General features: G+C 40.5%; 14 protein-coding genes. 2 read left to right on the top strand and 12 right to left on the bottom strand.

Annotated features, from left to right (window positions below):
• Positions 1–46: 46 nt before the first annotated feature.
• The 12 genes from uxuA to FUT79_RS00365 form a co-directional block, all read right to left on the bottom strand.
• Complete coding sequence (gene uxuA, locus FUT79_RS00425; RefSeq protein ID WP_024752838.1) at positions 47–1,114, bottom strand: mannonate dehydratase; 1,068 nt, start codon at positions 1,112–1,114, stop codon at positions 47–49.
• A 4-nt stretch (positions 1,115–1,118) separates the two neighbouring features.
• Entirely contained in the window at positions 1,119–2,705 is a 1,587-nt protein-coding gene (locus tag FUT79_RS00420; RefSeq protein ID WP_044635087.1) for a mannitol dehydrogenase family protein, read from the bottom strand.
• Positions 2,706–2,726: 21 nt separating this feature from the next.
• Positions 2,727–4,031: a TRAP transporter large permease gene (locus tag FUT79_RS00415; RefSeq protein WP_024752837.1), complete on the bottom strand. Its 1,305-nt coding sequence runs from the start codon at positions 4,029–4,031 to the stop codon at positions 2,727–2,729.
• Positions 4,031–4,519: a TRAP transporter small permease gene (locus tag FUT79_RS00410; RefSeq protein ID WP_002696095.1), complete on the bottom strand. Its 489-nt coding sequence runs from the start codon at positions 4,517–4,519 to the stop codon at positions 4,031–4,033. The genes FUT79_RS00415 and FUT79_RS00410 overlap by 1 nt, the downstream gene beginning before the upstream one ends.
• A gap of 1 nt (position 4,520) precedes the next feature.
• Positions 4,521–5,537, bottom strand: coding sequence for a TRAP transporter substrate-binding protein (locus FUT79_RS00405; RefSeq protein WP_002696097.1), 1,017 nt, complete (start codon positions 5,535–5,537; stop codon positions 4,521–4,523).
• 22 nt (positions 5,538–5,559) lie between these two features.
• On the bottom strand, positions 5,560–6,960 hold the full coding sequence (gene uxaC / locus FUT79_RS00400; RefSeq protein ID WP_024752835.1) for a glucuronate isomerase: 1,401 nt from the start codon (positions 6,958–6,960) through the stop codon (positions 5,560–5,562).
• A gap of 39 nt (positions 6,961–6,999) precedes the next feature.
• Positions 7,000–8,841 (bottom strand): beta-glucuronidase, encoded by a 1,842-nt coding sequence (uidA, locus tag FUT79_RS00395; protein WP_024752834.1) that lies wholly within the window; start codon positions 8,839–8,841, stop codon positions 7,000–7,002.
• A gap of 1 nt (position 8,842) precedes the next feature.
• Positions 8,843–10,315 carry an MFS transporter gene (locus FUT79_RS00390; protein WP_148878519.1) on the bottom strand — a complete coding sequence of 491 codons (1,473 nt, stop codon included), beginning with the start codon at positions 10,313–10,315 and terminating at the stop codon, positions 8,843–8,845.
• A 25-nt stretch (positions 10,316–10,340) separates the two neighbouring features.
• Complete coding sequence (locus tag FUT79_RS00385) at positions 10,341–12,071, bottom strand: glycoside hydrolase family 3 protein (RefSeq protein ID WP_024752832.1); 1,731 nt, start codon at positions 12,069–12,071, stop codon at positions 10,341–10,343.
• A gap of 30 nt (positions 12,072–12,101) precedes the next feature.
• Entirely contained in the window at positions 12,102–12,974 is an 873-nt protein-coding gene (locus tag FUT79_RS00380; protein ID WP_024752831.1) for an HAD family hydrolase, read from the bottom strand.
• 349 nt (positions 12,975–13,323) lie between these two features.
• The gene (locus FUT79_RS00375) at positions 13,324–14,091 is read right to left on the bottom strand and encodes a DeoR/GlpR family DNA-binding transcription regulator (RefSeq protein ID WP_024752830.1); all 768 of its coding nucleotides are present in this window, start codon (positions 14,089–14,091) and stop codon (positions 13,324–13,326) included.
• A 533-nt stretch (positions 14,092–14,624) separates the two neighbouring features.
• On the bottom strand, positions 14,625–15,149 hold the full coding sequence (locus tag FUT79_RS00365) for a GNAT family N-acetyltransferase (RefSeq protein ID WP_024752829.1): 525 nt from the start codon (positions 15,147–15,149) through the stop codon (positions 14,625–14,627).
• 445 nt (positions 15,150–15,594) lie between these two features.
• Here FUT79_RS00365 and FUT79_RS00360 point away from each other — a divergent pair, with 445 nt between their 5' ends.
• On the top strand, positions 15,595–16,446 hold the full coding sequence (locus FUT79_RS00360; RefSeq protein WP_231577592.1) for an SAM hydrolase/SAM-dependent halogenase family protein: 852 nt from the start codon (positions 15,595–15,597) through the stop codon (positions 16,444–16,446).
• 411 nt (positions 16,447–16,857) lie between these two features.
• Positions 16,858–17,913 (top strand): aldose epimerase family protein, encoded by a 1,056-nt coding sequence (locus FUT79_RS00350; protein ID WP_002696116.1) that lies wholly within the window; start codon positions 16,858–16,860, stop codon positions 17,911–17,913.
• The last annotated feature ends 352 nt before the right edge of the window (positions 17,914–18,265 follow it).

The following is an 18,265-nucleotide window of genomic DNA, read 5'->3' as shown; positions in this document are numbered from 1 at the left end:
ATCCATCATAAGAATGCTTTTTTTTGTGCAATGTTTTGTAAAAATTTTATTTCATTTTTTCCAAGGCTTCCCACATTCCGTTCAGGTAGGTTAAGCCTAATGCCCGGTCATATAAACCGTATCCCGCTCTGCCTGTTTCTCCCCAAATCATTCTGCCGTGGTCAGGACGAATGTAGCCGTCAAAACCGGTGTCGTGAAAGGCTTTCATTATTGCAAACATGTCCAAGCTGCCTTCAGAGCTTAGGTGTGCCGATTCAAAAAATTCACGCTCGCCTAAAAACTTTATGTTTCGCACATGGGCGCAGGCAATTCTATTCATTTTTCCGAAATGTCTGATAATGCTCGGCAAATCGTTTTTAGGCTCAGAGCCTAAACTGCCCGTACACAGGCATAAACTATTTGCCGGAGAATCTACTAGGCGTATTATTGCCTCCAGCTGCTCTTTGGTATGGCTTATCCGCGGTATATCGAATACGGGCCATGCGGGATCGTCCGGATGTACTGCCATTCTTACCCCGTATTTTTCACAGGTAGGGATTATTCCTTCAAGAAAATATTTGTAATTTGCTAAAAGTTTTTCTTCATTGATGTCCTTGTAAATTTCCAGCACTCTTTCAAGTTCCGCCAATCGCTCGGGTTCCCAGCCGGGAAGGGAAAAACCTTTTGCATTTTTTATTGTATTTTCTACCAATTGCTGCGGCGTAAGGCCTTTTAAATCTTCTTCATTATAATAGAGCGTATTTGATCCGTCGTGCAAAACTTTTCCGAGGTCAGTTTTTAACCAATCAAACACCGGCATAAAATTATAAACAATTACTTTTACGCCGCATTCGGCAACATTTTTAATAGACTCATTATAATTTTCAATATACTTGTCGCGTGTATCAAGTCCCATTTTTATATCTTCATGAACGTTAATACTTTCGATTACTTCCGCTTCAAGGCCTGCATCGTTTACTTTTTTTACAAATGCGGAAAAAATATTTTTGCCCCAAACTTCTCCCGCTGCAAAGTTATCCATCATAGCCATTATTCCCGTACAGCCCGGGATTTGTTTGATGTACTGTAAACTAATCGGATCGGAATCGCCGTACCATCTAAATGTCATTTTCATATAATTACCTCACATATTTTTCAAGCGTTTTTCTTACTGCACCATAATCTGCAGCAAGCTCTTCAAAATAACCAAGTATTTTTTCGGATAATCCTATTTTGTTGAGATTAATACCAAAAATTCTTTCATTGGAAAGGAGCTCGTCAAGTTTGTTGTTTGAAACATTTCCTAATTTTAAATCTTTAAAATATAGTTCCAAATCTTTCAGAAGCGGATCGGGGCTTAATTCAAATTTTTTACCGGCATCGTCTATTCCCATTAGATAGCGCAGCCAGCCTGCAATAGCAAGCGGAATGAATTGTAAGTCCATTGGTTTTTTGCTTTCCGATTTAGCATAGGCTTTTATTGTTTCGCCGAATCGGATTGCAACTTTTTGAGAAGTATCGGTTGCTATTCTTTGCGGCGTGTCGGGGATATAGGGATTGGGAAGCCGCACCCGTATTACCTCATCGATGAATGCTTTCGGATTGAGTATTTTAGGATCGACCACCACCGGCAGCGATTCTTCATATCCGATTTTTTCTATGAGTTTTACTAATTGCGCGTCTTTCATTTCATCGGCTATTGAGGTGTAACCGAGTAGGCATCCGTATACCGCAAGTGTTGTATGCAGCGGATTTAAACAGGTTGTTACCTTCATGGTTTCAACCTTGTTCACGGTATTCCGATCGGTTAAATAAACACCCGCTTCTTCCAATGCATCCCTGCCGCCCGCGAAGCTGTCTTCTATGACTAAGTATTCCGCTTCTTCCGAATTAACAAAGGGGGCAATATAGGTGTGTTTTCCGGTTACCACAATATCCATCGCTTCAAAATTCTTTTGCTCCAAATAGTTTTTAATTTCTTCCGATGGACGCGGTGTTATTTTATCGATCATTGACCATGGAAAACTAACACACGTGTCGTCTTCCAAATATCTTACAAAGGCTTCTTCAACCTTATTATTTTTGCACCATGCTTTCACAATAGAGAGTATCGGAGTTTTTAGCTTATCTCCGTTATGAGAACAATTGTCTAAACTTAAAAGCGTAATCGGACATTTGTTTTCTTTAAAGCGTAAATAAAGCAGATAGGTAACAATGCTCATAAGGTGTTTTGCATTTTCCGGCTTTCCGTTTATATCTTCTTTTATGATGTCTAAAACTTCGCCGTTGGGTGCATAAATGTTGTATCCTTTTTCGGTGATGGTGAATGACATAATCTGTAAGTTTTTGTTTTTCACAATCTGCTGTACTCTATCGATATCTTGCGAGAGTTTTAAACCTTCCGCAAGATTTGCTAAAAGGTTTGTGTGAAAATCGCCATCTTTATTAAGAGTTACCGAAAGCGCTAGATTATCATATTCTGTATAGACCTTATCGATAATCTCTTCGTCAAAACTTTCTACAACAGATATGCCCCGTGTTGCAATTTTTTTGTTGAGCAAATCCTGATTTAATCGCGCAATGTATCCTCTAAAGATATTTCCCGCACCAAAGGCAAGCCAATGAGGATCGCGAATAGAATCTTCCCGCAGCTTTTGCACATCGTACTCAGGATAGGCATCGCAGAGTTTTTTCAGCTCTTCAATGTTTTTCAGTTTTAATTTCATGTTACACCTCTTGTATAAAAATTAATTTAATCCCAGTGCATTCGGTAAAAATAAGGATAAAGACGGAATAAAGGTAACAAGTAATAATACAAATAAAATCACCCCATAATACTTTACCACCCAAGGTATAACATCTTCAACTCTTGTTTTTCCAACCTTTGTTCCTATGTAGAGGATATTTCCAACCGGCGGCGTAATCCCTCCTATACAAAGATTAAAAGTAATCATAATACCGAAGTGTATCGGATCCATGCCGAAGGATTCACAAATCGGTAAAAATATCGGCGTGAAAATTAATACTGCCGGCGTTATGTCCATGAATGTTCCTACGAGCAACAAGATGACATTCATCAAAAGTAAGATGATGTATTTGTTTCCCGTAATGCCTAAAATTTGATTTGATACCATTTCGGGGATTCCGGTAAAACTCATAACCCAGCCCATAATGTTTGAGGTGCCGATTATAAGCATAATAATTCCGGTCATTTCCGCAGAGGTACGAATTATTTGCATTAATTCTTTCACGGTGATGCTTCTGTACAGTATTGCAAGAAGAAGCGAATATAAAACCGCAACACATGATGCTTCGGTTGCAGTAAATACCCCTTTTATAATACCGCCGATTACAATCACAATAAGTAAAAGAGAAGGAATTGATTCCCAGATTATTTTTAAGCTTTCTTTTAAACCCGGTCTATCCGTTCCGACGTATTTTTCTTTTTTTGCAATATACATTCCTAAAAATATACAGCCTATTCCCCATAAGATTCCGGGAATATATCCTGCAAGAAAAAGTGCGCCTACAGATGTTCCTCCCGATATGAGCGAATATGTAATAAGCACATTACTCGGCGGTATCAACAACCCTGTTGGTGCGGATACAATATTTGTTGCTGCCGAAAAATTGATGTCATAGCCGTCTTCTTTTTCAATGGGGCCGATGATTGAGCCCATTGCGGAAGCTGCCGCAATACCCGAACCCGATATTGAACCGAAGAGCATATTTGCAAAAATATTGGATAAGGCAAGTCCTCCCGGAAGTTTACCAAAAAGAAGTTTTGCAAGATTGATAAGCCTCAAAGCGATGCCGCCTTTGTTCATCAAATTTCCTGCAAGAATAAAGAAAGGAATTGCAAGCAAGGTAAAAACGCTTATTCCTGAAAATATTCTTTGTGCCGATGTTACCACTGCCGCCTCAAAATTTAAGGTAGGCAATATACCTGCTATTGACGCTATACCGATTGTTACCCCTATCGGGACACCGTTTATTAACAGTATAGCAAGAACAACAATCATTAAAATTCCTGATAAAACCATTATATTCATTACATTACTTCCTCTGCCGATTCAAGATGCTGTCCATCTAAAATCTCTTTCATATTGATTAGTGAAACTATAATTATAAGAATTCCCGCTATAGGAATTACCGAATAGATAAACCCTGTTGAAACTTGCAAGGCCGGAGTGGTTTGTTTTATAGTCAAGGTACAAATTCGTATTCCGCCATAGACCATTACAAGTCCTGCAAACAAAATATTAAAGAGCTCAACCGCCAATTCAACAATTTTTCTATTCCGCTTTCCGAATTTGTCTATGATGAAGGTGAGCCGCATGTGATCTCTTTTTGCAAAAATGAGGGCAGCTCCAAGTATTGCCATCCACGTAAAGCCGAAAGACAACACTTCCTCTGACCATGATTTCGGCTTGGTTAGAAAATACCGGGTAAATACTTGATATAATCCCGCAAGGGTTATCCCGATAAATATAACCACGCAGGTTGTTTCCAATATTTTGATAATAGCTTTTTTTACCATTTTATACCTCGTCTTTATATTTTTTATTCATTTCATCTATGTAATCATAGAGAGCTTTTATTTTTGAGTTGTTTTTAAGAATTTGTTGATGAAGCGGGATAACTCTTTCCTTAAAACTTTGCACATCCGATTCGATAAATTCAACGCCCATTTTTGATTGAGACACTTCTATTGCTTCTTGTGTTTGCTTTTTCCATTCCTCTTGTTCTACCTTTTCAGCAATTTTTATTGCTTCCCTAAAAATCGCTTTTTCTGAATCATCAAGTCCGTTGATAAAAAGATAATTTGCAACAAGAAAGTCCGGAACCATTTGATGCATGTTATAGTTGTAATACTTTACTACTTCACCATGCTTTACGGAAGTGAGCGCCATTTCATTATTTTCGGCACCATCAACGGTATTGTTTTGAATGGCAGTATACACCTCACTAAAGGGCATCGGCACAGCGCCTGCACCGAAGGCATCCATCATTGCAATATTAGTCGGCGACGGCTGTACTCTGATTTTCATTCCTTTAACATCTTCAACCGTTCTAATCGGTTTATTGGTATAAAAGTTTCTTGTTCCTGCATCAAACCAGCCGACCGTAAGAACGCCTTGATCAATTGTTGTATTATAAATTTCTGACATCCTTGTTTCATTATTCATAACTTCATAATATGCTGTTACGTTATCAAAAATATACGGAATCGAAAATATGGAATAAATATCATCGAATGTTTCCATGTTTGAGGCGCTTGCAATAACAAACTCGAGCGCTCCCGTTTGGCAAAGCTCCAAGGCGTTTTTAGAAGCGCCCAAAAGTCCGTTCGGATAAATCTTCACCTCATATTTATCCCCCAGCTTATCCTCGATATACTTCTTGAATGCCTCCATAGCAATATTATCAGGATGAGAGGCCGGCTGCCCGTTTGAAACCCGAATAAGTTTTTTTCCAATGGTATTGCCGGAACACCCCATTGTGAATAATAGGACGGTTATTAGCAATAAAAATTTACATAAGCTTTTAACTTTCATACGATTTGCTCCTTATCATTTCCTAAGATATTTTTATATAGTTTTTTGCATTCGTAAAACTGATATTCTTTACCATCTGCCCCAAAAACGCTTCGTCCCAAGGATATTCGCCCAGTTCTACATACTCTCCTATCAGGTTGCAAAGTATCCGTCTAAAATACTCATGGCGCGGATACGATAAAAAGGAGCGCGAGTCGGTAAGCATTCCGATGAATTTTGAAAACACCGAGGTTTGTGCAAAACGCTTCATTTGTTCAATCATTCCGTCTTTATGATCCAAAAACCACCAGCTTGTTCCCAGCTGCATCTTTGCAATGCCTTCTTCTCCGCCCTGGAAACTGCCGCCGACTGTTGACAATACATAATAATCTTTTGGATTAAGCGAAAATAGTATTGTCCGCGGAAGTCCTTTTTCTTCCATGCAGGATAAAATGTTTGCTAAGTTTTCTGCATAGCTGTGATCATTTATTCCGTCATTTCCGACATCGGGGCCGATTGCACGAAACAGCTTTTTGCTGTTATTTCTCAGCGTTTGGATATGGAGCTCCATCACCCAATCTCTTTTTTCATACTCGTTTGCTAAAAATATGAGGAGCGCGGTTTTATATGAGTCTTGTTCTTCTTTGGTCAAAGGCTCTGAAGCAAGCACTTTTGTAAAAACAGTTTCGATTTCGTTTTCGGAAGCTTTCTTATAGGGAAGATAATCCATTCCGTGATCGCTTGCCTTGCACCCGTTTTCATCAAAATACCGTATTCGCTGAACTAAGGCATTTTTTAAATCGGAAAAACTTGCGATGCGTATGCCGCTTGCTTTAGAAAGGTCTGCAAGGTAATCCTTAAAACTATCTTTTTCAATGCTGAGAACCTTGTCAGGTCTAAAAGCGGGCTTCACAATTGTTTTAAAAGACGTATCTTCTTCAAGCAGCTTATGGTACTGTAAATCATCAATAGGATCATTTGTCGTACAAACCGCCCAGACATTTGACCGCTCAATCAATGAGCGCGGCTTAAACGCATCCGTTTGTAAGAGCTCATTACAAGTATTCCAGATTGAGTCTGCGGTTTTTTCATTGAGCACCTCGTCAATGTCAAAATAGCGTTTTAATTCTAAATGAGTCCAATGGTACAAGGGATTGCCGATTAAGTTAGGCACGGTTTTAGCCCAAGCGGTAAATTTTTCATAATCCGAAGCATTTCCGGTTATGTATTTTTCGTCAAATCCCATGGCGCGCATAGCCCGCCATTTATAATGGTCGCCGCCGAGCCAAACCTGCGTAATGTTTTTAAAACTTTGATTTTTGTAAATTTCCTCTGCCTCTAAATGACAATGAAAATCAAAAATCGGTTCATCTTTTGCATACTTTGCATACAATAGTTTCGCATACTCATTTTGCAACATAAAATCGTCAGCTATAAGAGCCATGTTCACCTCCTTGAACTATAGGGCATTTGAAAAACTCGGTTAGTTTTGAGAGCTTTCCTCTTCTTTTAAATCAGGGATGGCTGTCCACCGCTCTTTTAAGAAGTATGCAGCCATCTTCGGTTTTCGATCCCGCGTAAAAACGCCTTTCTTGTTGCCCTGCACCCTGATGATATTTTGTGATGTTTCAAAATCGGCAAAGTTCCACACATGTTCGCCGACAAAGTTTTTGATTGCTGCGAACTGTTCTGTATTCGCTTTTAGATAGGCCACCTGATATTCTTCGGTAAACATAACGGGATCAAGGCTATGGAAACCAGCAACCGTGTCAGCGCCGAATTCAGTGTACATAATCGGTTTGTCGGGAAATTTTTCCTGCCATTTCTGAAGCTCCGTGTACGCCGCTTTTCCGCCTTCTTTTACATCACCCGATTGCAAATACCACCCGTAATAACGGTTTAAGCATAAGACATCAATCATTGCCGAAACGCGGCATGTTTCAGGCAGTGAGGACATAAGGGTTACAATGGTAACCGGCCGCTTTTGAGGATCCAAGTCTTTCGCACGTTTTATAAGCGGTGCAAAATATGCATCGGCGCCCTTGTCATTTGTTTCAGGCTCATTAGCGATTGACCACATTACAACGCAGCAATGATTTTTGTCGCGCTCAATCAGTTCACGAATAACGGTCTCATGGGCAGCCTTTGTTTGAATTTCCGCAAAGGTATCGCGCTTTTCTGCCGGCGTTAACAGTGATGCCATAAAGTTTAAATGAATCCCTACTGCGGGCACTTCATCAATCACCACAATGCCGAGCCGATCGCAAAGCCGCATTGTCTCTTCTGCATACGGATAATGAGATGTTCTAAATGAATTTGCGCCCATCCATTTCATTAAATTAAAATCAAGTAGGGTTTGCGCTGCATTGAATCCCCGTCCGGTATAAAAGGCATCCTCGTGTTTGCCGAAGCCTTTAAAATAAAAGGGTTTTTCGTTGATAAGGAATTGTCCATTTTTTACCGCAACCGTGCGTATGCCGTAGGGCTCATCATACAGGTCAATCAGCGTACCGTCTTTAAGCAGCTTTACTCTTATTGTATATAAATACGGCTTAAGCGGATTCCAGCGCTTCACGTTTTCAATGTGCAGTTCTCCTGTAAATCCGTTTGCGGATGTAACAAGGCTTCCATCTTCCGCGATACAGTCTACCGCAACACTAAAGCCTGAATCTGCATCAACTGCTCCGTCTTTGCCGCTTATTGTTACCGCGTAATGCACCTTTGCCGATGTTCCCGAGCATTCGTTTGTCAGTATAATATCATCGATAAAATATTCAGGCGTGCTGACCAATGTTACCGGACGATGAATTCCCGCATAATTGAAAAAATCAAAGTTAGGCATGTTTTTGCGGATAATCTTTCCATTCTCATCTTTTGATTCGCTATACAATCCTACCGGCAGAGTCGAAATATCAAGTATATTATTCACCCGTACTGTAAGCTGATTTGTTTCGGCAATATCGGAAGGCTTTAACACAACCTCAAAGGGAGTAAAACCGCCTGAATGTTCCGCAATAAGCGCGCCGTTCCAGTATACATGAGCCTTGTGCGTAACGGAACCGAAGCGAAGAACCAAGCGCTGTCCGGTAAGCAGCTGCGGCACAACAACATCGCGCTGATACCAAACGCTGCCGACATGATTCCGGATATCGCTCATTGCCGCAATATCATTATACGAAGCGGGCACACACATCACAGATTCTGTGTCAAGCATGCCCATGAACCATTTCTCATTAAGTCCGCACTCGTCATAGTCAACCTTAAAACGCCATATTCCGCCTAAGTCAATAACCGCCCGTGTTTGTGTAGTGATCGGGTATAACATGCTAAACTCCTTCGAATGATTTCTTCTGATTATTTTTAATTGCAGCAATATGCTCCTGAATTTCCTGCATTTTTTCTGAGCTGAGCGGATAAAAAAGCAGGGCAATGAGCGAAGCAATCCAACCCAGTATCGGGATTCCGATAAATAAAAACATGGTAACCATAAAAATCGCGGGCGTAACCGCTTCTCCAATCTGTGGGAGTGTGTTCGTATAGCCGATTGCCGCAACCGAAAGAGAAACAACAACAGCTCCCAGTGAAGAGATGAGCTTATCTACAAAGCTGAATAAGGTTCCCATCATACCGGGAACATAGCGGCCGGTACGGTATGTTTCATAATCCGCCACATCGGAAATAGCATTAATCGTAAGCGCACCGCAGGCGTTTTTTATACCATTCGAAAGCGACCATAAAATAATAAAGCCCAATGTCATAAAACCGAACATATTGCTTGCACGGATTTGTGTAGGATCCCCTAATTTGAGCAATAAATACAAACATGCGTACATAATAATGCAAAGCGTGGTGGTAATCCAAATTCCTCGTTTAATTCCAAGCTTGCGGGCGTATTGTGCAAAGACTTGAATCAGAATAAATGAAGGAACAAGGGTAATAAGGCCGAGCTTACCATGCAACGTATTATCGCCCATGATGATACCGTACAGCATAACAGTTACAATAGAGTTTCCTGCAACCGTAAGCGCCAGTTTATCAGAGGAAGCCGCCACAATGAGCATTTGAATTCCGCGGTTGTTTTTTAAAACATCCCAATAATCTTTGAATTTAAGCGGTTTATTATTGCCGCTGCCAAGTCCAAAAAATTCCGAACGGTCTTTTTCCCACAGTGCAATGATAACCAGCACAGTCAAAATGCCGCTTATAATAATTGCAGAAATAATAAATTCTCTAAAAAGCGCTATCGTAAATTTATTCGCATTCTTCGGCAGTAAATACATGCTCACGTAAACCGGCACAACATTAAATAAAATGAGTGTGTATGTTCCGTCAAAGGCTCCGAAAAGCGGCCGCTGACTTGGATCATTGGTCATAACATTTTGTGCTGCTTTGGTAACCGCGGTAGAGCAAGTATAACCGAGAATGTACAGAGCGTAAATAAAAACAAAAAACGGCAAGCGTGCCCCTTCAGGCAAAGTATGCGTAACGGTATACATTACCAGATTTGCTATCGTCATAATGGTAAAACCGATTACCAAGAAGGGGCGGAACTTTCCGAATTTGCTGTCCGTTTTATCAATTAAGTAGCCCACAAGCGGATCGGTTATTCCGTCAAAGATGCGCATTGCCATCAATAAATTACCGACCAGCACGGTTGCAAGTCCTACAATACCGACTGCATAAAACGAAACATAAAATGTTGTAGCATGAAAAATATTGGTAGCACTATTGTTCAGCGAAAAAAGGCCTATTCTCCATAGGGGCGATCGGTGGTATATACCATGTTGATTCTCTGCCATAAAAATTCTCCTTCAGCTATTGTGTTTAGCGGCGCGTTTCCCATTTATTGCACCAAACATTTTCATTATAGGTGCCTTTAAACGGAGATGCTCCGATTATTTTCTGCACTACCTGATGAATTATTTCAGGAGTACGTGCATATGCATTAATGTAAGCCTTTACCATCGGTACATCAGTTAAATGCGTTGTATAATTCAACGATACAAATACCGTAGGAACCTCCCATACATACCATGGAATTTCATTCGCCATTGCGCATGACCAGCGGATGCGGTAATTGTTTTCAACTGCGTAGCCGCGAATATCAGACACCACAAGAGCGGCATCAACTGTTTCTTTATATGTTTCCACGCTGCCTTTTTCCCGCACTCCCCGCGTATTCACGTCTACGATAAAACCTGCCGCTTCTAACTCTTTCTTAAACAGAGCAAGCGTCTTGTTTTCCGTTTTTATCGGATTTCCCTTCTCATCAAACTCCGTATACACCCCTATTTCGGTATTATCCAAAAAATACAGTCTTATTCTTTTATGTACCGAAGGAGAAAGCGGCAGCTGCCCCAAGGTGTTTTTTACTAAAGTGATTCCCTTATCCGCCGCCTCGCGTGCCATTTCTTTATGAGCAGCACAACCAATCACGGAAAGCGACTCGGCTGAAGGCAGCAAGCGGTTTTCAGCTTTTGCAGTATGCAGCTTAATTGCAGCCTTTAAGCCAAGAATTCGCCTCAATGCATCGGTGAGCCGCTCTTCGGTAATAATACCGTTTTTGTAGCCTTGCATCATATACTGAAAATCTTCCGCCGGGTCATTCATGAATAGAAACATATCGCAGCCTGCGGCAATAGCCCGCGGCACAGCATCTTTACGCTGCATTGCGGCACTAAATCCGAGCATATGCGATGCGTCGGTAATCACGAGCCCGTTAAAGCCCAGTTTCTTTTTCAGTAAGTCTTGAATTAACTCGGGGGCAAGTGTTGCGGGCATAATTTCGTCATAGGTCATTTCCGGTACAAGAGCACGGGAATACTGCGGAAGCGCAATATGACCTGCCATAATGCTCATAATTCCGTCATCAATCATGGCCTTGTACAGCTTACCGAAGCTTGCATCCCATTCCTGCACACTCATTTCATTTACGCCGAGCACAAGATGCTGATCCCGCTCTTCCGTGCCGTCACCCGGGAAGTGTTTAATGGTAGAAATAATAGTGCTCTGGCGCAAACCTTTTACATAGGGCAAAATATACCTGAGCACAGTGTCTGCATTGGTGCCGTATGCCCGTGTGTTTACAATGGTGTTGCGCCAATTGGTTAAAATATCAGCGCAAGGGTCAAAGTTCCAATTGCACCCAAGCGCAACCGCCTCTGCGCCGCTTACATAGCCGGCATTATAGGCAACCTGCGGATCTCCGCTTGCTTCACACTGAGCACCGGAGGCGATATAGGTACCGTCAGTGCAGGCGCCATCTCCGCCGCTGTCGCAATTACATGCAACAAAGAGAGGAATTTTTGCATTGGATTGCAAGGTTTTTACCAAGCCCTGTACCTTTTCGCTTGAAGCCGCACTATAGCGCGCCCCGCCCAAGTGATAGGTGTTGATAAAATCAATTACCTCAGCTTCTTCAAAAGAATGAAAAAGCTGGAAGAAAAGCTGACCGATTTTTTCCTCAAGACTCATAGATTGAATAGTTGTTTCAACCCAACGAATATCCTCTTCCGTTAAAAAATACGGCTTAGCACGTAAATCAACTAACGACATTGCACCCTCCTATTTGCCATTACAGTCCATTCAAATTCCGAGATGTTCGGTAAACTGCTTTTTCAAGCCATCCTGATATATGCCGCCGTAGCACCCTTCAAGCAGTTTTGGGACAGCTGTCCGGCACAGCACATCCCACGATTCTTGCTCCTTGCCAAATAAAATTGGATAAAAGAAGACACTATTGCTTTCAGCGGCTTGAAGATCCCCGGGTGAATCTCCTACCATCAAAACTTTCTTAGGATCAAACGCATAGCTCAGTATTGTTTTTATGCAAGCGGCCTTGCTTCCGGATTCTTGGCCAAAAATGAGGTCGGTAAAGCGCAGTAAATCGAATTTTCCCCATTCGGAATAAATCGCATCGCTATTCGCTGATGAAACAACCGCGATATGTACTTTTTCATGAAGCTTTTGTAAGGCATCAAAAACACCGTTAAAAGGGCGGGCTTCATCATGCAAAGCTTGTATGTGCTCATTTACGCGCTTACTCCATGTAAGGGCTTGCTCAAGCTGTTTCATTTCTCTATCAGAAATACTGTCCCGTTTTTCGTCAATAGCATGTTCCAAGGCCTGATTCGATAAAACCGGAGCGGAATACACCCATTCTGCAAGATACGAAAAATCACCAATAATATCTTTAGGAGAAGCGCCGTCCGCGTCCTTTTTTTGGATTGCACGCAGCGCCAGTACAAGCGCCTTAAAGCGATTTATTCCGCGTGTTTTTGAAAAAAGATTGATTTCATTCCAGATTTGTAAAAAAGATTCCCGTTGAGTAATATTCCATACGTCAGCCGCCAATGGCCCAAAACATTTAATATGCTTATAATTCATGGTATCCATTGCACACCCATCTGAATCAACACAGAGAATATACTCTTTTTCTTTTTTAAAAGAATTACTCATAATAATTCCCCACTCTTTCTGTTTCTATAAAGTCGTACTGCGATTTGCATCAGCAGTTCTCAAAATAGATTCATAAAATCGTAATCAGGTATCTTATTATCAAAAACTAGGCTGCATCGGCGGACACTGTACGAATTTTTTATTGACCCGCTTTTTATATTTAAGTAATTAATTATTAAATAAAGTTTTTAAAAAGCTTGTACAAAATTAAAAAAACTTCGTTTTATTTCTAATTTCGTAACCATACGTAAATCTTAACATGAGAATAGAGAGTTGTCAAACTTTATTTTTAAATTTTTTAGTATTTTAGCTTATGTATGGGCACTGAGCTTATGCGGAGCGCCGGCGGTTATTCTTTGATACCGGCGAGTACTTCAATACCGGTATTTGCACAAAATTGCGCGTCGTTAAAATCATAATCGGTTACTAAAAGATCGACATCTGAGGCATTCGCAAAAATAGAAAACCCGTATATGCCGTACTTGCCGGAATCCGCAAGTATAACCCGATATGTTGACTGCTGCAGCACATGTTTTTTTAAATTTGCTTCCGACATGTTCTGAGAAGAAAAAACACCGGTTGAAGAAAACCCGCTTGCTCCGATAAAACAGGCTTTTATATGAATATTCTTAAGGGTTTCAAGCGCCGTATCGCCGATAAATGCCCGCGCTTCTTTACGTACACTGCCACCCGGACAAAAAATAGAAATATGCTCCGCATCTATTAGCTCGTTTACAACCTCAATGGAATTTGTTACCACCTGCACTTCTATATCCATCGCGCTCATTTGAGCGGCAAAAAGACGGCATGTTGTTCCTGCATCAATATAAATTACATCGTAAGGCTTAATAAGACTGCATGCAGCTTTGGCAATTGCACGTTTTTTATCCGCATTGGAAGATATACGGGCACTATAAGAACGAAAATGCCGCCTATCTTCAGCCATCATAGCACCTCCGTGTGTTCTGCAAATAATACCTTCCGCTTCCAAGATGTTGAGGTCGTTTCTAATCGTAACCTCAGAAACATCCAATCGTTGTTTTAATTCTTGAACCGTTACGGAACGTCTTCGTGAAATAATTGAAATAATAGAATCTATCCGCTGATTATATGCCATCCATAGCCTCTTTTAATTGTATTTACCGTTCAAAACTATTTACTCGTACCATTATACCGAAATTTTTTTTTGTGCACAGTCTAATATTCGAGCCATAGAAGGTATTTCTTATGTTTTCCGAATATTGGGGAGCAAAACTGCAGAAAAACCGGTTGTAAATTCAGCATTCCTATGGTAAACCGCCCGGACGTCAAAATCAGAACAAATTCAAACGATGTTTTAAAGTATCAACACAAAACTGTAAAATTGAAGCTTTAAAACTCGTTGGCGAGCCAAAGGTAGAAATTCCAAAGGTTCGCCCTGTGGTAAGTTTACTCACCGTTGCGCCGTGTCGGGCTCTTTTTTATGATTCATGATTAGATGAAGTAAAGAAATAATTGAGATATCAAACTCAGCATAAAGTCAAACGATGTTTTGCCTGTACTTTATTGTAAAAAGGCAAAACGCGTAGGCAAAGTAAAAACCGGAATGTCAAAACTTCGTCCGTGCTGTTGCTCAGAGCGGGTTTAATTGTAAGGGATGTGGCAGTGATTTTATTTTAAACGCTTTTCCAGGCAGACTAATTTTCCGTCAGGGATGTTATTAAAATTACAGCTTATAATGCCGGCTTCATGATAGCCCAAACTTTTATAAAGTCCGCGAGAAACTTTGTTGGTGTCGAAGGTATCTATTCGTAGATAGGGGCAACCGTTTTTTAGCGCATAGTCTTCATAAAACTGTATAAATTCTTTACCGTAGCCTTTACCGCTATAATCAGGATCTACAGAGAGTGTGTGAATTACCATAACATTTCTGCTATGGGCATTTTTATCTTGCCAATTTACATCGGCATAGGCAGCGGGTTGGTTTTTATCAATTCTTGCAGAGGCTACGACTGTGCCATCTTTTTCCATGACAAATAAAGTTCCCTCTTTTAAGGCTTCCGCCGCTGTTTCTTCAGTCGGGTATATGCCCAGTGTCCAACCTACAACTCGTGCACCGTCCATGTCGTTTTTGATAACCTTTTCGTAAATCTCCACAACTCTTTTAATATCTTTATCGGTTGCCTTTCTAATCATTTCATCCCTCCCATGAAATTATCGATTTTTGATAATAAAGCTTTTAGGAATTTTATTTCAGTTATGTATAACATCCTAATTTTAACACGCGAATAAATTTTTAATAGATAAACTTCAACCCGAAAATTATATTACACGAAATTTGAAAGGATTGCAAATACTCATTCAAATGCCAATATAAAGAGGAGTAACAGAGACAGCTGCTGATTTCCACATTCAATCGCATTATGGAAAACTAACGAGATCGCATACCAAAGAATGAAACATGGACAAACCTTAAACCAACGAATTTAAAATCAAAAACGTATGTTTTTTCTCCTACTGCTCGTGTCAAACTTTTTGGGGAAGGTACATATGTCTTGTATAAAACTTGCACCCTCTTACTTTTTATTTCGCCGCGTGCTACAATAGGTCTCTAAACTCTACATAAAACATGGAAAAAAATATGAATAATTTTCTTGTATATCAAACTGATTTTGGAACCGCCGACGGAGCGGTTTCAGCGATGTACGGAGTTGCCTTGCAGGTTGAACCGACATTAAGAATTTTTGACCTTACGCATGATATTCCCCGCTATAATATTTGGGAAGCATCGTATCGTCTGGTACAAACAGTGCAGTATTGGCCGGCAGGAACTGTTTTTGTCTCGGTTGTTGATCCCGGTGTAGGCACAAACAGATTAAGCGTTGCAGTAAAAACAAAACAAGGTCATATCATTGTTACACCCGACAATGGCACGCTCACTCATGTAAATCTGCTTTACGGTGTTGAAGAAGCGCGAGTCCTTAACGAATCGGAAAATAGATTAAGCGGATCTGAATTGTCCTACACCTTCCATGGAAGAGACGTTTATGCGTATACGGGGGCACGCCTTGCCGCTCACAAGGTAAACTTTTCTGAAATCGGTCCGGAAATTAATTCCAAACAACTTGTTTCGCTTGACCTTATTCCCGCGTATGAAGACGAAAATAAAAACATACACGGCACTATTGATGTCCTTGATGTTCGTTTCGGAAGTTTATGGTCAAATATTCCGTATACATTATTTAAAAACCTGAATATTGACTACGGAAAAAAACTTGCGGTCTCTATCCGCAACGACCGCCGACAGGTTTATGCAAACACGATGGTATATGCCCGCTCCTTTGCAGATGTATCAATGGGAGAGCCTCTCGTATACATTAATTCGCTTTTGAATGTTGCAATTGCAATCAACCAAGGATCCTTTGCCCAAGCCTACAATATTGGCTGCGGTCAATCATGGAAACTTGAGCTTGCAAAAATTCAAACCCTGTAGCACAAGTAGTACAGCATTTTTTGCTATATTTTATATAACCTTTAAAAAATTTTATAAAAAAGAGTCTAACGGTTTGGTTTTTGACGTCCTTGTCAAAACCAAACCTGCGAGTTTTAAAGCTTTGCAAAATACTTTGCTTTAAAACGTCGCTGCTGCGTGGATGCTGCGTGGAACCACCGCCGTCCGTGGCGGTTCTGAAATTTACCTCTCTCTTAGCGGCGGAGTGTAGGGGGCAGAATCGCGGCGAGGCATAAGCCAAAACCGCCCTGCGCAGCAGCAACTGCAACTCGGGGTTTAAGGGTCAGCACACCCCTTGTTCATGCGCAAGTCCTGTCTTGTAACTATGAGGTATTGCCGACAGAGTTTTTTATTGCTATAGTGAGGCATGCTTTTAAAGTATGAGGATATTTTATGAAAGTAAAAAAAAGAACATTCGGTGTACTGGCTTCGGGACAAAAGGTTTCCATATATACGATTTCAAATGATGAAATGTCGTTTTCAGCAATTGACTACGGTTGTTGTATTACGAGTATTTTACTACCTTCTAAATCGGGCGGTTTTGATGATGTAACTTTAGGCTATTCAACCTTAGACGGATATATCCACAATACTCCCCATTTCGGTTCGCTTATCGGGCGATACGCAGGGAGGATAAAAAATGCCGAATTTGCTCTCGGTGCAAGAAAATATCTTTTAACACCGAATGCGGAAGGCAAGCATTGTTTACATGGAGGGTATCCTTCGTATGATAAAGAAATATGGAATAGCAAATATTTTTGCCATTCGCATGAAGCAGGTGTTTGTTTTGATCGAATAAGTCCCGACGGGGAACAAGGTTTCCCGGGAAAACTTACTCTTACCGTTACATATACTTTAACCTGCGACAATGAAATTATTATTCGCTATGAAGCATTTTCTACTCGGACTTCTCCGATAAACTTAACCAATCATACCTATTTTAATTTAAATCCGCCGGGAATGCGAGCAGATGGGAGATATGTGCTTGCCTTAAATCACGAATTACAAATTTTTTCCGATCTCTATGTCGAAACCGATAAAGAATTATTACCGACCGGTAATTTTGTTTCGGTGGAGGGAACTCCCTACGATTTCAGAAATCCGAAATTACTACGTACCGATATTGAACGCACTAACGGCGGATATGACGGTACGTGGTTTATCGGACCGCCGAAAAAAGATCAAAAAATGCTTGCGGCAATTATACGCGAACCAATGAGTAAAAGAGAGATTTCCGTATTTTCTACGCAGCCGGGATTAACCATGTATACTGCTAATTTTTTAAAAGGCGAAATAGGAAAAAACGGAGATGCGTATAATCCTCAATCAGCAGTTTGTTTGGAAAGTCAGCATTTACCGGACTCTCCTAACCAAGCGAATTTTCCGCCGGCAATTGTAACACCGGATATACCGTATCGACACGAAACTTCTTGGCTTTTTAAGTTTTAATTTTTTAAGAGAACTCTTATAAGAGTTTGAATTTTTTACTCTACGCTTGTGTATTCAAAATGACATAGCAAAGACATAAGTAAAACTTAAAATTATTGTAAGGTTTTATAACTAAGTTGTTGTTATACTTATCGGAACATCAATAGGAGCCGTGCGGATTTAAGCATCACTATTACAGCGTTTTTTAATAAGTCCATTATATTTTTTTAATACATCTTACCAAAACGTAAAAAGTTTTATAAAAAAGAGCTCGATACGGCGCAACGGTGGGCAATTTACCATAGAAAATGCTGAAACTGCAGTCTATTATTGTTGATGCCTTCTTTAGCATAACAGCAAGTTAATTCATAGA

The organism is Treponema phagedenis (assembly GCF_008153345.1).
Classification (GTDB): domain Bacteria; phylum Spirochaetota; class Spirochaetia; order Treponematales; family Treponemataceae; genus Treponema; species Treponema phagedenis.
Note: the sequence above shows the minus strand (reverse complement) of the source record. Positions and strands in the feature narration are given on the sequence as shown.

Bases quoted from the DNA above. Each gene is read 5' to 3' on its own strand.
- uxuA (WP_024752838.1), bottom strand. From the start codon at position 1,114: ATGAAAATGACATTTAGATGGTACGGCGATTCCGATCCGATTAGTTTA.
- FUT79_RS00420 (WP_044635087.1), bottom strand. From the start codon at position 2,705: ATGAAATTAAAACTGAAAAACATTGAAGAGCTGAAAAAACTCTGCGAT.
- FUT79_RS00415 (WP_024752837.1), bottom strand. From the start codon at position 4,031: ATGAATATAATGGTTTTATCAGGAATTTTAATGATTGTTGTTCTTGCT.
- FUT79_RS00410 (WP_002696095.1), bottom strand. From the start codon at position 4,519: ATGGTAAAAAAAGCTATTATCAAAATATTGGAAACAACCTGCGTGGTT.
- FUT79_RS00405 (WP_002696097.1), bottom strand. From the start codon at position 5,537: ATGAAAGTTAAAAGCTTATGTAAATTTTTATTGCTAATAACCGTCCTA.
- uxaC (WP_024752835.1), bottom strand. From the start codon at position 6,960: ATGGCTCTTATAGCTGACGATTTTATGTTGCAAAATGAGTATGCGAAA.
- uidA (WP_024752834.1), bottom strand. From the start codon at position 8,841: ATGTTATACCCGATCACTACACAAACACGGGCGGTTATTGACTTAGGC.
- FUT79_RS00390 (WP_148878519.1), bottom strand. From the start codon at position 10,315: ATGGCAGAGAATCAACATGGTATATACCACCGATCGCCCCTATGGAGA.
- FUT79_RS00385 (WP_024752832.1), bottom strand. From the start codon at position 12,071: ATGTCGTTAGTTGATTTACGTGCTAAGCCGTATTTTTTAACGGAAGAG.
- FUT79_RS00380 (WP_024752831.1), bottom strand. From the start codon at position 12,974: ATGAGTAATTCTTTTAAAAAAGAAAAAGAGTATATTCTCTGTGTTGAT.
- FUT79_RS00375 (WP_024752830.1), bottom strand. From the start codon at position 14,091: ATGGCATATAATCAGCGGATAGATTCTATTATTTCAATTATTTCACGA.
- FUT79_RS00365 (WP_024752829.1), bottom strand. From the start codon at position 15,149: ATGATTAGAAAGGCAACCGATAAAGATATTAAAAGAGTTGTGGAGATT.
- FUT79_RS00360 (WP_231577592.1), top strand. From the start codon at position 15,595: ATGAATAATTTTCTTGTATATCAAACTGATTTTGGAACCGCCGACGGA.
- FUT79_RS00350 (WP_002696116.1), top strand. From the start codon at position 16,858: ATGAAAGTAAAAAAAAGAACATTCGGTGTACTGGCTTCGGGACAAAAG.